Origin of the sequence: Leptospira weilii, assembly GCF_006874765.1 — a bacterium.
GTDB lineage: Bacteria > Spirochaetota > Leptospiria > Leptospirales > Leptospiraceae > Leptospira > Leptospira weilii.
The window spans coordinates 50043-65000 of sequence record NZ_CP040840.1; the positions used below are offsets into that span (position 1 = coordinate 50043).

A 14958-nucleotide genomic window follows, 5' to 3' on the forward strand; every position below is an offset into this window, starting at 1 on the left:
AGCAAATTACTGAGTCTTAATGAAGTTCATATTTTTCTTCAATAGAGTCATATTTGCTTTAGCATCGTTGGAGCCAACTATTTCTGCTCCTACATGATAGATTTCTCCGGCTTGGGAAATATGTCGGATATGAAATGCGAATCGCAGAGGGGCTTGCATCTTAAATGTAATATCCGCCGTAAAAACAGGTTTGTGTAAAAAGGATTCGATCAGTTCCGAGTCTGTTACCTCGAGAAGAACCCCTCCTTCCGATATATTCAGAATGTTTTGCCTTTTGTCCAAGGATTTCGTATTGGAATCCCCCATTCTGGAATTGAAGATTTCCTCCATTTCTTTGTAAAGGGGAATGACTTTGTCCGAAATCGGACCCTCGCTCGATTCGATCACTCCCATAGCGAATATTTGAGTTTCCCCCGCGCTCCTGAATAGAATCGGGTATATAAGAAGAGAGCGAGTCTTGCTGCTTTTGAAAAAACGAAGTCTGTCTTCCAAAATCAATTCTTCTTGAAGGGTTTCTTTGATCGGGAGCAAGTTTAAGTTTGCAAATTCTCCTTCCGACACTGAGTCCAAAGTGGATGTATCTCGAATGTAAATTGGTTTTTTGTATTTCTTTACCAATTCTTCTTCAGGTGTAAGTTCTTTGGAGGAATTGAAAACTAGTTTGGAAAATGGATAAATCTGTTTTACCTTACGATTTAAATCGTTGAGTATGATCTGACCTGACGTTCCCAATACTTTAGTGATATCTAATTCTTTTCTGGGGATTAGAAATTTATGAGCTATGACTTTTCCGGTCAGTCCTTCGATGCGAGGGGATACTCTTTTTGTTTTTGCGATTTTTGCGAAGATCGGTTTACATATGATTTGAGTATCGGTTTTTTCGATCACGTCAAAACTGATCTCGATATGTTTGGAAAGGGTTCTATACAACACGAGTTCGTCGTTTACATTGGTTAAAGTCGAATCGATGGGGAAAACAAAGGTGCCATCTTCGCGAATTTCTATCGGGTTTAATTCTTGATGAAAAGGGGATTCTTTGACCAGTAATCCTTGGAAGTGAATATATTCTTTGAGGATGTATTTGATCTTGCTCAAATCTTGAATCGTTTCCCAAGACCTTTGAGCTTGCAGATGCGTTTGAAATTGTGTGCTCATGAAAACTCCTTAGAGTTTTCGAAAACCAACTCTTCTATTTTTTGCTCTTCCGATTTCTGTTTCATTGTCTGCGTCCGGTTGTGAATACCAGTAAGCCCTTATTTTCATCCGTTTTTCCGAGATCCCTTTTGAAAGAAAATATTCGTAAACATTACGGGCTCTTTTGGCACTCAGTCTAGTATTGTATTCTTTGGAGGCTACATTATCGGTATGTCCTCCGATTTCAATTTTATCGGACGCATTTTTCGAAAGATAGTCTACAAGTGAATCTAATAACTTTTTATTCTCGTTCGTGATTTTTGTTTTATTAAATTCGAAGTAAACTCGTAGATTATAGATTGGGTTTACGTCTTTTTCCGCTCTGAGATAAATAGTCACAGTTCCGTTTTTAGAAATATCTTTTTGAATAATGTTGATACTTTCGGAAATATATTTCGGGGCTGTAGCAAATAATTCAAAATCACTTTCGGGTAGTCGGTTTATCGAAAATGATTTTTTGTCTGTTTCCTGAACGAGAGATTCTCCCTTACGGTTTATCGGTGTAAAAAGAGTAACCTTCGCGTCCGGAATGATTTGTTTTGTGGACGCGTCCGCTACGATTACTTTCATAGCGGCCGAACTATGTTTCTGATTGTCTACAGGTTCGACTTTCGTTTCTTCCGTTTTACCTTCTCCGGTTTGAATCGGTAGAAGGACGTATGTCCTATAGATCTTTCGATTTTTGCCTATGTTTCCTCGAAGGTCTAGAATATCTTCCTGAGGATGAAAGCCGGGAGAACTGATTTCCACTTTGTAAACTCTTCCGGTTTGAAGAGTTGTGGCAAAATTCGAAGGTTTTCCTTTGGTCAGATCGCCACCGATTCTTTTCGAGGTGATTACGCTTGCCGGTTTATTTTCGTCGTAGATTTTTAAAGTGGAATCTAATCCGATCATTGTTTTTTCAGAACCGTCCAAAACTAATCCTTTGAAGTTCAAAATGTAGGAGTTGCGAAGAGATTCCGGAACTTGAAAACGGTAGATATCGAATTGTCCTTCCCCGCCCGCTCGGTTGGAAGAAATATAGGCCCAAATTCCGTCCTTGTCAAAACTGATTCCCTCATTATCGTAAGCTTCCCATTTATCTGTGTTAAACGGTTTCGGAAGAAGCAATAAAGATGATTGATCTACTTTTGGAATTGGATTTTCGATTTGTTTGGATTTAGGGATTTCTTCCGTTTCCGTTTCCTCTTCGTCTTCCAGCATGTCGTCTAACGCGGATTTATATCTTAAGAATATTCTAAAGATTCTAAATTTCTTTTTTTCGTCTTCTCGATTAGAGCTGAAATAAAGTTGCTCTCCATCTTGATGGATAAAAGGAAGAATTTCACTTTCCGAAGAGTTGGGAGGAGAACCTAAATTTTTCGGCTGAGACCAACTTCCGTTTTTCGGATTTCGAACCGAAATCCAAAGGTCGAAATCACCGTAACCTCCCGGACGATCCGAAGAAAAGATCAAAAAATTTCCATCGGGAGAAATAGCGGGCATCTTCTCGTTGAAGTTTGAATTAATTTCGTTGAGATGTTCGGGGTCGGTCCATCTTCCGGTTTTTTTATCCTTAATCGTTCTATAAATATTCAGGCCTTCGAAACCGGAGCGTCCAATTGCGGGATTCGGCGTCGAAGTGAAATAAATTTCCGAAGGAGCGTTGTTTGAATCAAATAAAATGGAAACACCGCCTTCGAATGCGTTCGAATTGAAAAGATTCGGTTTACGAACTCCTGGAACGGGGGGGCGCTTTAATTCTTCCCGAATGTTTTGATTCATATTTACGGGTTTAGTCCATTCCGCCGGGATCTCCTTATCTAAAAAGCGAACATTCTCGGAAATCCAAAGATCCATGCCGCCTTCTCCGCCTGGGCGGTTGGATTGGAATACTATAAATCTTCCGTCGGGACTAATGATCGGATTGTATTCGTCGTTCTGTGTATTGAGAGGTTGTCCGAATTGTTTTTCCGGAAGATCCGGCAGAGGTTGGGAAAAAACGGGTGAAAAGATGCAAAAAGTAAAAAGAAAAATCGATTTAAAAAAAGGACGCATGAACCGCTCCGAAAAGAAAGTAGAAGAGTTGCCGTTTTTAGTTTAATTCCAGAATCTCTTTTAGAGTATCGGTTTTGTATCCGAGTTTTTAAAGATGGAAAGTAAGTACGATTTGAATTCTGCGATGTATTCTCCTACTATCTTCGGAGTGTTGAACATTACCGAAGATTCGTTTTCAGACGGGGGAAAATATCTCACTCCGAAAGCTTTTTGGGAAAAAGCCGATTCCCTTTTGGTTCAAGGCGCAGATGTGATCGATATTGGAGCTCAGTCTTCCAACATTCGGGCAAATCTAGTCGGCTTCGAAATCGAATGGATGAGGATGAAAGATCTTATCTCAGGCTTGCTCGCAAAGGGAGTTCGCATTTCTGTGGATTCGTTTCAGCCTAAAGTAATCGCAAATGCTTTGGATGCCGGTGTTGAATTTATCAATCATATTCGCGGATTTGTGGATGGAGAATCCGTTCGGGAAATTTCAAAATATGCGGGAACAAATCGGAAGTTTATCGTGATGTATTCTCACAATCATGCGAATCGTCCCGATGCGCAATCCCATCTGACTCCACAAAATGTGATTTTCGAAATCGTAAAATTCTTTCGAGAAAGAAAAAAGGTTTTATTAAATGAGGGAATTACTCAGGAACAGTTGATCTTCGATCCGGGTATGGGTTTTTTCTTAAGCCCCGATTTTCAAGTGAGCTTTGAAGTTTTGAGAAGGATCCAAACTCTCAGGGAGGAATTTTCCCCAATGATGGTTTCGGTTACGAAAAAGTCCTTTTTGGGAAACGCACTCGGAGGATTGAAAGTAAATGAGCGGGAAATTGCCACCGTGATTGCGGAGCTTTATCTTTCCATTCAAAATGTGGAATATATTCGGACTCATGAACCGAAAAATTTGAAACAGGCTTTAGGAATTTGGAATTTGCTTCGTTCGTGATATCGTTTGGAGATTTAAAGATTAGAACTAAAGTAAGAGTTTGTCCCACCGATCCCTATAAAATAAAATTATTGAAAAATTAATTTCTCTATCCATTCTGCTGCATTGAAAGGGACGTTTGAGGCGGTTTTGTTAATCTGAATCATGGAATTTTTCAACAACTCTAATGATTTCTTTTAAGGTTTTTGATACGGGTTCTTAGAGATTTGAAAAATAAACCACAAATCAACGACCAACCTTGATGTCCTCCATTGTTTTTCTTCCGGAAGAACTGAGAGTCGGTAAAATGTCTTCTTCCCGAATTTGCAAACCTTTGGATTGCATTTTTTTGATATAAGGGAGGATCGGATGTAAGTCCGAGGTTGGGTTTAAGGAAAGTAAAATTCTTTTCCAAAGTTCTACGAATGAAAGAGTTTCTCTTTCCGATTCCGGCGATTTTCGGATCCATTCTAAGGCTTCGGAGTAATTTCGTTTTTCATAATATGCTTTTGCAATGTAATAGTTCAAATCGGGAATCTTATCATCCGTAGAATGAAGATTCATTGCAAACATCAAAAGATCATCCCATTTTTCCAAATCATGAGCTAACAATACCATGGAAGCGCGCGCGTTCTTATGATATGGGTCGATCTGTAGAATTTTTTCCAAATAAAAATACGCTTTTTCGTAATCCTGCTTTTCGAGGAAATATGCGCTCAATTCATCCCAGGAAACGACTTCCATACCCGGGATTTTAGATTGGACATCCAGTAGCAGAACCGTTTCTTCTCTTCGATTTTGAGTCGTAAGAATTTTTCGAACCTGCTGGATTTGATCTTTTTTCGCATTCTTTAAATAGGTAGCGATTTCTTTCTTGGCAATTTCATACTCATCAATTAGATAATGCATTCGAATCAGATTTGAAAAACAAACCGGATGAAACTCTGAAATCTTCAAACATTCTCTCCACGCGGATTCCGCATCGTCCAGAAAGGAATTTTTCGCAAATATTATTCCTAAATTGTTTTTATCCTCTGCAGTTGTGCCTTTTCCTTTAAGCTGTCTTATTTTCCAAATCGATGTAATTTTTTCCAATTCCGTTTGGGAAAATTCTGCGGAATTTAAATATAAGAATGAAATATCGTTTTCTAACGCTTCGGCTTCCCGGATCGGATAAATACAAGAATTTAAAAGAAAAGCGAGCCCTAGAATAAGTAAAAACACTTTCCAGTCCGATTTGAAATTTTTTCTTTTGGAATCGTTCTGATGAATTTCAGATTGGGAGCTATGTTCTTTATGGATCGTATTACAAATTATTTTTTTTGTTTCGCGAATAGCCGACATAAACGTTCTGTTATCTTTTGGTAATCTCGCTCTCTGAATTCCGCGTAACGTTTCCTGCGGATAATGTCAAGGATCGCTTGATTCCTGTGCATTTGATTCTTCCAATTGCTTTTGAGCATAGAGCATATACTTTAAAGCTTGTTCTCTATCTCCATGGAACAAATACATGAGTGAAAGATCAAGTGCATCCTGAGGATTGGGAGGAGCGAAGTCTTCCGGATTTTCTTTGTTCATTTCGAATTTAGATCGGAATTCATCCAATTTGTTTTTCGTAAGTTTTTCCAACGAATCAAAGAATGCGGCTTCTTCCGGATTTTTCTTGGATTCTTCAATCGCATCCGAAAGACGCGTAAACCCTTTTGATTGGGTCGTCGCTTGTTTAAGAATCTCAAAAGACTGTTTAAAATTTCCAAGACGAGTATATACTTCGGAAAGAAGCACCTGCATCCTGGAATCGCCGGGATATAGTTTATTTACTTTGTTGGCCGTTTCAAGACATTCTTTCCAACGTTCTTTTTCAAAATATAAAGTCGCGAGAGCGGTAAGGGCCATTTGGTTTTTAGGATCAAGTCGAATCGCATTCGTGAAATAAAGTTCCGTTTTATCGTCTTTCTCGAGTTGTCGATAGCAATACGCGAGTAGAATGTGCGATTTCAGAAATCTCTTTTCAATTTCGAGGGATTTTTTCAAGGATCGAATCGCCGTTTCAATCTCTCCGATTCTGTAAAGTTCTACTCCGATGTTATAGTAAAGTTCGGGAGTTTTGCCGATTTCGAGGGCTTTCTGATAAATCTCGATCGCTTTTCTAGAATTGCCTTGTTTGGAATAAAGCGCTCCCAGGTTTAGATAGGACTTTTGGTACTTTGGCTGGGATTGGATCAGACTTTCATAGAGTTGAGCGGCTTCCGAATATTTACCTTCTTTTTCCAAAGCCAAAGCTCGATTGAATGTTTTACTGATGTCTATCCCGGCCATGGAACAACTATCGGAATTATTTTGAACTTGGGCGACCTAAAAAGTTGTAATGATTTTTTCCGATTCCACCGATTTAAAAAAGGAATTGTTAAAACCGAGGAAATCATGAAACAAGTAGCAATTTTAACCACCTTGATTATTTTTACGTCTTGCGCTTCGGTTGAATCTAAACGAAATGTCAGTGCTTCCGGAGATCCGTCAGAGATATTTTTTGAAAAAGAAATTGCACCGATGGATAGAGCTAGTTCGAGTTCCGTTTCTCAAAAACCCAGCCGTAGGTCTTTTGAGGAGGAATTGAACGTTGAGAAATACGCAAAGGCTCAACCTCCCGAAAAGACGAATCCTTCTTCCGGGGATTTTGACGAAATTGGAATGTCTTCTTGGTACGGAGCTAAGTTTCACGGAAAGCCGACCGCAAGTGGGGAGAAGTTCGATAAGACAAAATTAACCGCGGCGCATCCTACTCTTCCTTTGGGTTCCATCATACGAGTTCAAAATCTTGAAAATCAAAAAGAGGTTTTGGTTCGCGTTAACGACAGAGGACCTTTCGTAAAAGATAGAATCATCGACCTTTCCGAAAAAGCGGCGGATACTTTGGATTTTAAAGATATCGGCATTGCGAAAGTGGGTATCAAAGTGGTAAAACTCGGCGGAGCTGCTAGCGAAGAGTCGGAAGATCTCGAAAACGCGGACGATGAGGAAAACGCTCTTTTGGAAGACGAAAAGCCTGAAAAGTTAAATCCTCAAAAATCGGATTATCCAAACAAATCACTCTCCAATGGAAAATACGTGAAGGGTTCTCCAAAGGGTTATACGGTTCAAGTAGGAGTATTCCGCGATCAAACCAAAGCGGAAGCTTATAAGTCCAGCCTCGGACAAGAATACGGTGAAAAAACCTTTTTATTTACGAGAGACGGTTTGTTCGTGATCCAATTGGGCGATTTTGCAAATAGAACCGATGCCGAATCGCTGAAGTCGAAATTAAAAACCGACGGAATCGATTGTTTTATTCCAAAAAAGTAATCGGTTCGTTAAAAAACTTTTTCTTCATTGATAGACCCTCGTAGAATGATTACGGGGGTTTTATCTCAAAAATACTTTATCTTTTTTAAAATGCCGGTTCCAATCATTTTGAATATTTTTGAAATAGATTTTATTCTTTGCTTAAAATACTAATTTCTAAGATATTTTTAAAATAATTTTTAATGTTTCGTTGATGGCGATCGCAAAACAGCGATTTTATACGGAAATTTGATTTAGAGTTTATCCTACTCGTCTCTACGTAATAAAGTGCCTAAATTCTGCGTCTAAACGTGGATTTGTGTTCAAATTAACGATACTCTATTTTATAGAATCGGTAAGAGGCGCCGTTTCAGATCGCAACATAATCGCTTTTGCATTTTGTTATACCGAACTCACGTTAATTTTAAAAATCGTCTCAAAAATGGATTTCAGTTATAGAATTCTCAAAAGTAAATGAAAGGTTTTTGGTGTAGCTCTTAGGAACATTTTCTCAACCAAAATTATTTCTCTTAAAAAAGGTTAAAATGGAAGTTTAAGTTCGAATCGATAAAAAATATTTTTTAAAGAAATTCGAATTTTGACTCTTTAAAATTTCGTTAGGGTTTTAATGATCCTAAATTTAGATCCCGCTACCGTGAATAAACTCGTCCAAAATTTCCTCTAAATTATCTTTTTCCTTTTTCAATTGTATGTGATCAATTTTGCTCTTGTCCATAGAATGAATTTCTTTTTGAAGAGTTTCGATTTTTTCGATTAAAATCGAAAATACCTTTGCAACCGGATCCGGAATTTCGTTATGATCCAGCATGTGTTCGCCTTTTTCTCCGATCGGCATTTTGGAGCGAACTATTTTTGCGGGAATTCCAACCACGGTTGTATCGTGTGGGATGTCTCGCATAACGACGGATCCTGCTCCTACTCGTACGTTTTTTCCAATCGTGATATTTCCAAGGATTTTAGCACCTGCGCCGACTACCACGTTCTCAAGCAAAGACGGATGACGTTTTCCGGATTCTTTCCCAGTTCCACCAAGAGTTACACCCTGATAAATCAAACATCCTTTAGCGATCGTCGCTGTTTCGCCGATTACGACCCCATGTCCGTGATCGATCATAATTCCGTTTGCGATTTGAGCCCCCGGATGGATATCTATTCCGGTGATAAATCTGGAGAAAGTATTGATTATCCTTGGAATTAAAGGAAGCTTCATCCGATAAAGAAAGTGAGCCAGTTTATGGAACCAGAGCGCGTGTAGACCCGGATAACAAAGTACAATTTCCAAATAAGACTTAGCGGCTGGATCATACTTCCTTATAAATTTAATGTTTTCAAACAAGTGTCAATCTCCGGTCTTTGCTAATAAACTGTAAAAGTCTTTCTTAAAGCGACTCACATACGTTTTCGAACTCAGTGTTCTCAATCGATTGTCGTAATGTATTCGATGAGACAAAAACTACAAATATATTACTCCAGTCCGTAAGAAACAATACACTTGAGTTCCGCGCCTGACCTTTCGGCACAAGAAAGTTTTGTTTTCAGTAGAATGCTTTAAGGAAAAGGTTTAAAATTTGTGGTAAGATGTAAAGAGGATTCTTTTCAAGAATAGAATATACAATTGAAACAATCTAGATTTTCAACACACATAATTTTGTTTATCCTGACCTTTTTAACGCTCACGTTTCAAAGTGAGTTTTTTGAAATACCTTTTCTATCCATTCGATCCCTAAAAGAGCTATTTTTTCTTAGACTACCTTATTCTCTTTCTTTGATTATAATTCTTTCGGCGCATGAGATGGGTCATTTTTTAGCGGCTCGTTATTACGGAATTAAAGCGACTTGGCCTTATTTTATACCGATTCCTTTGGCTCCGATCGGAACTATGGGGGCGGTCATTCGAATCTTGGAGCCGATTCGGAATAAAAAACAACTTTTCGACATAGGAATTTGGGGCCCTTTGATGAGTTTAATTCTTTCCGTACCTTGTTACATTGTAGGAATCTATTTGTCTTCTTTGGTTCCGATTGATTCTGTGAGAGAAAATCCGGGAATCATTTCTTTTGGGGAATCCATTTTTACGATCACTATAAATCAATGGATTTTGGGACCTTTCGATCCGATCGCTCAAGACGTTTGGATTCATCCTTTGGCGCAGGCCGGTTGGGTCGGACTTCTTGTGACCGCCATCAATCTACTTCCGTTTGGTCAACTTGACGGAGGGCATGTGATTTATTCCGTTTTTGGCGAAAGATATAGAAATTGGATTTATTATCTTTTTATGATTTTTTTGCTCTTATGCTTATGGAATTTTTCCTGGTTATTGTGGGGTTTTCTGATTTATTTCATCATAAAAGTAGAACACCCTTTTGTCCCCGACCCGGCGGTTCCTTTGGATCGAATTCGAAAAATTGGCGGTTTGTTAATTTTATTTACGCTGATTTTTATTTTTGTACCTTCTCCGATTCAACTTGGAACGGATATCAATCGACCGGGTCTTGCTGAGGAAATATGGATTTCGCTCAAGTCGGTTTATTTAGGTCTTTGATCATCCTCCTTTTTGTAGTTTCGACTCCGGTTTTCGACCAAGATCAGGAAATCAAGCTTACGGAAAACGCATACGGTCTTACATACGACGGTACGAACTTTTGGTATCTCGATTCCACACATAGATCTTTGTATCGAGTCGATCCGACCGGAAGACAAGAATCGTTTTCATTGAACATTCCTTTTCTCGCCGGAATCAGTTTTGATCCGCGCGAAGGAAGAATTTTTGTCGGCGCAAGAAAACTCGTTTTAAAAGTGGAACCCAATACGGGCGGCGTTACGGAAAGAATTCCGGTTCCGATCGAAAAAATCGGAGGGATTGCCAGTCAGAATTCTTTGCTTTACATTCTCGATCAAGAAAACGGAAAAATTTCTATTCTAGATAAAGCGACCGGAAAACTAATCGGGGGTTTTTTAACGGATCGGGCTCAACCGAGAGATTTGGTTTTTGCAAGAGATTCGATTTGGGTTTCCGATTCTTCCGACGGGAACATCTATCGATACAATCCGGATAACGGAGCGATTACAGGCTCTATCAAAACACCTTCTAAAGAAATCAGAGGAATGGTTTTTTTAGGAAGCAAAATTTTCATAGTTGATCGGGCTGGAAAAGAAGTTCGAAAGATTTCTTTTGCTGAAACGGATCGCTTTATTGCTTCCGGAGAAACGATTCATCTTATGAAAATCCGGGTTACTTTTTCTTTAAACCAACTTTCGATTGCAGGAGGGTCGCTTGGAATTTTTCAACCTCCGACGACTGAACATCAAAGGATTCGAAATTTAAAAGTAAACCAACCTGGATTTAAGCAGGATTTTATCGGAAATGGAAAGGCCTTCGTAAAAATCCTTGGAGTGGACGACTCCAAGGGAAAGCAAACTTTAGAATATTCTTTTGAAGTGAGAACTCAGAATATCCGCTACTATGTAACCGACGACTTTTTGGAAAAAAGGGAAAGTATCGGAGAGGATCTAAAACCCTTTCTCAAAGGGGAACCTCTGGAAACTCAAAGGAATTCTTATTATGTGGATAAGATTTTCGATGCGAGATTGTTTCGAAGCACGATGTCCGCTTTGAAAAAAAATCTTTTAGATTCGGGTGTCCCAGTGCGCTCTCAATATACGGTTTCCATTTCTGGGTCCGATTCCGTTTCCTTCAAAGATACGATAGATGTTTACATTCCCGGTTTCGGGTGGGCTCCTATTCAAAACGTAAAACTTTCTTCGGACGAATCTTCCCGGGTATTTAAAAAAGGAGAAGAAAGTATCGATCTCTTTCGAGCTGAAAACTGGAACGACATTCAATCTCCAATTTTTTACAAAAGCAGAGATTCGGAGGAATGGAAAAATATTCCGGCTGAGATTCAGGTGATTTTAGAATAGAGTTGAAACTGTAACACTTTAGAAAAAATCGTAAAAAATACAAACAGCCGGGAATGTTATATTAGAATTGTTTAAATATTAAGAAAATTTTTATATAATTTAGAATATTTTTTTGATAAAAACGCCGAGAGAAAAAATCTTAAAACCTTTTTGTTCAAACATTTGTATCGTAGCCCGCGTTTTTTAATTTAGAACTCTGAAAGAATTTTTTTGTTTGAACGGATAGCGTCAAAACTCTTCCGATCATGAGTAAAACAAGAGAAAGCCAAAGGAGATGATTATCTTGTTTGATTTTTCCAAGATATGCAATGGGAAAAAAGAAAAGAGCGGCGCTGACCAACATCGAATTGCGGAGAATTTTCCCTTGTGTGAGTCCTATAAAAAAACCGTCCAAGATAAATGCGACGGCTCCGATTTCTAAAACGGGAAACAACCAAAATCGATATTCCTTCAACAAAGATAAAACAGCGTGGCTACTTGTGATCATTCCGAACGTGAAATTCGGAAATAGAAAAACAAATCCCAGAAAAATCGAAGTGAAGAAAATACTATTGTAAAGGGCCAAATAAAGAAGTTCTTTCAGAAGTTTCCAATTCTTTTCACCGCAGATATTTCCGGTCAGACTTTCCGTGGCAAACGCGACCCCGTCGACTAAATAGGCGCTTACAAGAATCAGTTGAAGTAGAATCGAGTTCGCCGCTAAAATTTCAGTACTAACTTCCGAACTGAAATTTCGGAATAAGCTAAATGTAAGAATTAAAAATAAGGTTCTCAAAAAGATGTCTTTGTTCAGATGAAGAAGAAAAGAAAAGCCTTGAATGGAAAATAGATTTTTGTCTTTTAGAAAAGATAGTTTTAAGTTAGGTTGAATTTTCAATTCTCTGAGAAACACAAAAATAAAAACGATCAACATCCCAAATTGACTGATGCTGGTCGCTAAGCCGGCTCCATACGCCTCCCAACCTAAATTAAGGATAAACCAAGCGTCGAGAACCACGTTGATTCCGTTTCCGATAACTGTTGCGATCAAAACGGTCGAACTCTTTTCTCTTCCTAAAAACCAACCCGTAAACACATAATTACAAAGAACCGCAGTAGAACCGGGAATTCTCGTTTTAAAATAAGCAAGGCCGGCCGTTTTAACTTCGGCGTTTCCGTGTAAAATTTGAAATCCAATTTCACAAATCCAAGGAGAAAGAAGAAAAATCATAGTTCCGAAGAAACAGGCTAGAGCAATGGATCGAGTCAGAATAAAAAGGGATTCCTTTTCGTTCTTTTCTCCGGTGGCTTGGGCGGTCAATCCCGTGGTTCCCATTCTTAGAAAACCAAACATCCAAAAAATAAAATCGAAAAGAATTCCGGATAATGCGGTTCCCGCCATAAAGATATGAGTATCAAGATTTCCTAATATACTTATATCGACTAAGCTAGTTAAAGGTACTGTAATATTGGCGAGAATGTTATAGAACGTAAGTCGGTAAAACTTATATCTCAATCAAGTTATCCTATCCATTACACAGGAAGCGGTAATGTCTCCGGTAACATTGACGGTTGTTCTACACATATCCAGAAAACGATCCACTCCTAAAATAATTCCCATTCCTTCCGTGGGAATCCCTAATCCGGCAAGAATCGTAGCCAAAATCACGATTCCGATTCCGGGTGTACTCGGAGTTCCGATCGAAGCTCCGACAGTTGCAAAAAGAATAAAGACCAACTGAGTTGGGCTTAATTCGATTCCGAAATATTGCGCTAAAAAAATTGTCGCAACTGCTTGGTAAAGAGCGGTCCCGTCCATATTGATCGTAGCTCCGACGGGAATGATAAACTCCGCGATATTTTTTTTCACTCCTAGGTTTTCCGTCGCTGTTTGAATTGAAACCGGCATTACCGCAGCGGAACTCGAAGTTGAAAATGCTAGAAGTTGTAAGCCCGCGATCTTTGAGAAGAAGCCGATCGGATTTCTTTTCGCTAAAAATATAAGAATGATCGAATAAACTCCAAGTATTGAAACAAGTCCGAGTAGAACGACGCTCATATAAACGCCGAGGGTAACGAGCAATTCCACGCCGATGGAGGAGATCGCCTTTGCCATCAGACCGAAAACGGCAAACGGAGTCAAAGCCATCGCCCAATTCACGATTTTCATGCTGATTTGAAAAACCGAATTCAAAATTTCAAGAATCGGTTTTGACAGATCTTTTGAAACCGAAAGAATCGCGATTCCGAGTAAAATAGAAAACACAATTACGTTTAACATTTCTCCCTGGGTGATTGAAAGGAACGGGTTCTTTGGAAAGAAGGACATGAACAACTCAGGATATTTGTCTAGGGTCGGAATCTCAGTCGCGGATGGAATGTTTGAATTCAGAGTATTTTTAATTTGAGTCGTTGATTTTCCCGGCTCCAGCCAGAGTGATAGTGCAATTCCAATCGTAACGGCGATGAAAGTTGTAAAAACGAAATAAATTAAGGTTCCGATTCCTAGTTTTTTAACATTCTCTATGTTTTCAGCGGAACAAATTCCGAGAATAATAGAAGAGAAGATCAAAGGTATCATAATCATCTGTAAGAGGTTGATGAATATAAGCCCCGGTACAACAAGCCAAGAAGTGGTAAGTTGCGCGATATTTCTATTGACCAAAGACAGATCGGAACCGAGTAGGATGCCGGTAAAAATTCCGGCTAACATTCCAACGAAAATTTTTAACCAAAGTTTTTCTTTTAAGTGAGTTATAATCTTAACGTTGAGAGAATTTAGTTTCTTAAAAGATAGCATATTGGAAAACTCCTTTGAGTCCTTATTTTTTCTATTGATTTTTAGTTTTGGTATGAATTATTGAAGCCGTTTTCGAGATTTTTTAATGAAGTCTTACTTTTGCGAACTAAATAAAGAATTAAAAAAACGGAACTGGGGATTATGGGATTAGATTTTCTGAGATCGGATTTAATTTTATTCAATTATTATTCTTTTGGAAGTCTTCTAGTAACGATTACAACCTTTTTTCTCGCCGTTTTTTTTCTCAGTTTAAAAAGGAAAACTGTTGCTACGTATCATCTCGGGATTGCCTTCCTTGTGTTTGGTCTTTTTGAGATCGGATATTTTATGGCGGCGTTTTACTATCACCCAATTGCCGCCTATCACAGATGGTTGACCGGTTGTTTGATTTTACCTACGATCACTCACTTTACTCAATTTTTTATTCGTTATCCAAGTAACTACAATCGGAAATTTGGATTTTGGATGATGATCTTTCAACACCTTCTCGGATTTGTTGTCGCTTGTTTTTTTATTTATCTTACTTTTATTTCGGAAAAGATCTATCATTTTACCGCCCATCATTGGGATTTCAACGCTTTGGTCGCGAGTAAGTATCTTGCATTGCTTATCGCTCTTTACTCCGTTATTGCTTTTATCATTGTTCCGTCTTGGAGAATCATTATCGATAAGGAAAAGAAAAGGTTCCCAATCTTCTTATTTTCCCTCGGATTTATGATAGCGGCCTTCTATCCAAATATCGCCAACGTGTTGAGTCGAGATGGTTATA

At 38.6% G+C, this 14958-nt stretch carries 11 protein-coding genes and 1 pseudogene (1 of these 12 cut by a window edge); 5 read left to right on the top strand and 7 right to left on the bottom strand.

Annotated elements, in window-relative coordinates; translation table 11 throughout:
* Positions 1–6: 6 nt before the first annotated feature.
* Complete coding sequence (locus FHG67_RS00235) at positions 7–1155, bottom strand: DUF1577 domain-containing protein (protein WP_002615935.1); 1149 nt, start codon at positions 1153–1155, stop codon at positions 7–9.
* 9 nt (positions 1156–1164) lie between these two features.
* Positions 1165–3231, bottom strand: a complete 2067-nt coding sequence (locus FHG67_RS00240) for an OmpA family protein (RefSeq protein WP_004499767.1) — start codon at positions 3229–3231, stop codon at positions 1165–1167.
* Between the two features lie 94 nt (positions 3232–3325).
* Between FHG67_RS00240 and folP the strand changes: the two genes are divergently transcribed.
* The gene (gene folP / locus FHG67_RS00245) at positions 3326–4168 is read left to right on the top strand and encodes a dihydropteroate synthase (RefSeq protein WP_004499771.1); all 843 of its coding nucleotides are present in this window, start codon (positions 3326–3328) and stop codon (positions 4166–4168) included.
* Between the two features lie 225 nt (positions 4169–4393).
* Here the strand turns inward: folP and FHG67_RS00250 are convergent.
* Together FHG67_RS00250 and FHG67_RS00255 are read right to left on the bottom strand one after the other, a co-directional pair.
* Positions 4394–5583 (bottom strand): annotated as a pseudogene (locus FHG67_RS00250) (tetratricopeptide repeat protein).
* Positions 5558–6466 (bottom strand): tetratricopeptide repeat protein, encoded by a 909-nt coding sequence (locus tag FHG67_RS00255; RefSeq protein ID WP_002632767.1) that lies wholly within the window; start codon positions 6464–6466, stop codon positions 5558–5560. Before FHG67_RS00255 ends, FHG67_RS00250 begins: the two are co-directional and overlap by 26 nt.
* Before the next feature lie 105 nt (positions 6467–6571).
* Between FHG67_RS00255 and mpl36 the strand changes: the two genes are divergently transcribed.
* The gene (mpl36, locus tag FHG67_RS00260; RefSeq protein WP_026054386.1) at positions 6572–7489 is read left to right on the top strand and encodes an RlpA family plasminogen-binding lipoprotein MPL36; all 918 of its coding nucleotides are present in this window, start codon (positions 6572–6574) and stop codon (positions 7487–7489) included.
* Between the two features lie 619 nt (positions 7490–8108).
* On the opposite strand, the gene cysE is transcribed toward mpl36, so the two are convergent.
* Entirely contained in the window at positions 8109–8825 is a 717-nt protein-coding gene (gene cysE / locus FHG67_RS00265; RefSeq protein WP_004495123.1) for a serine O-acetyltransferase, read from the bottom strand.
* Between the two features lie 312 nt (positions 8826–9137).
* Between cysE and FHG67_RS00270 the strand changes: the two genes are divergently transcribed.
* Both FHG67_RS00270 and FHG67_RS00275 read left to right on the top strand, forming a co-directional pair.
* Positions 9138–10031 carry a site-2 protease family protein gene (locus FHG67_RS00270; protein WP_036086668.1) on the top strand — a complete coding sequence of 298 codons (894 nt, stop codon included), beginning with the start codon at positions 9138–9140 and terminating at the stop codon, positions 10029–10031.
* Positions 9995–11410, top strand: a complete 1416-nt coding sequence (locus tag FHG67_RS00275) for a Vgb family protein (protein WP_002632772.1) — start codon at positions 9995–9997, stop codon at positions 11408–11410. The genes FHG67_RS00270 and FHG67_RS00275 overlap by 37 nt, the downstream gene beginning before the upstream one ends.
* A 154-nt stretch (positions 11411–11564) precedes the next feature.
* Here the strand turns inward: FHG67_RS00275 and FHG67_RS00280 are convergent, their stop codons facing one another.
* Both FHG67_RS00280 and FHG67_RS00285 read right to left on the bottom strand, forming a co-directional pair.
* Positions 11565–12905, bottom strand: a complete 1341-nt coding sequence (locus FHG67_RS00280) for an MATE family efflux transporter (protein WP_142499590.1) — start codon at positions 12903–12905, stop codon at positions 11565–11567.
* Positions 12906–14189 (bottom strand): dicarboxylate/amino acid:cation symporter, encoded by a 1284-nt coding sequence (locus FHG67_RS00285; protein ID WP_004499761.1) that lies wholly within the window; start codon positions 14187–14189, stop codon positions 12906–12908.
* Positions 14190–14330: 141 nt separating this feature from the next.
* On the opposite strand from FHG67_RS00285, the gene FHG67_RS00290 reads away from it, so the two are divergent.
* Positions 14331–14958, top strand: partial view of a SpoIIE family protein phosphatase gene (locus FHG67_RS00290; protein WP_004499791.1) — the 5' end (the start) only. The gene runs 2555 nt beyond the window's last position; the window shows 628 of its 3183 coding nt (coding positions 1–628); its start codon is at positions 14331–14333; its stop codon lies off the right edge, out of view.

What these genes read in the sequence shown, in the direction of transcription:
- FHG67_RS00235 (WP_002615935.1), bottom strand. Translation starts at nt 1,155, where the DNA reads ATGAGCACACAATTTCAAACGCATCTGCAAGCTCAAAGGTCTTGGGAA.
- FHG67_RS00240 (WP_004499767.1), bottom strand. Translation starts at nt 3,231, where the DNA reads ATGCGTCCTTTTTTTAAATCGATTTTTCTTTTTACTTTTTGCATCTTT.
- folP (WP_004499771.1), top strand. Translation starts at nt 3,326, where the DNA reads ATGGAAAGTAAGTACGATTTGAATTCTGCGATGTATTCTCCTACTATC.
- FHG67_RS00255 (WP_002632767.1), bottom strand. Translation starts at nt 6,466, where the DNA reads ATGGCCGGGATAGACATCAGTAAAACATTCAATCGAGCTTTGGCTTTG.
- mpl36 (WP_026054386.1), top strand. Translation starts at nt 6,572, where the DNA reads ATGAAACAAGTAGCAATTTTAACCACCTTGATTATTTTTACGTCTTGC.
- FHG67_RS00275 (WP_002632772.1), top strand. Translation starts at nt 9,995, where the DNA reads ATGGATTTCGCTCAAGTCGGTTTATTTAGGTCTTTGATCATCCTCCTT.
- FHG67_RS00285 (WP_004499761.1), bottom strand. Translation starts at nt 14,189, where the DNA reads ATGCTATCTTTTAAGAAACTAAATTCTCTCAACGTTAAGATTATAACT.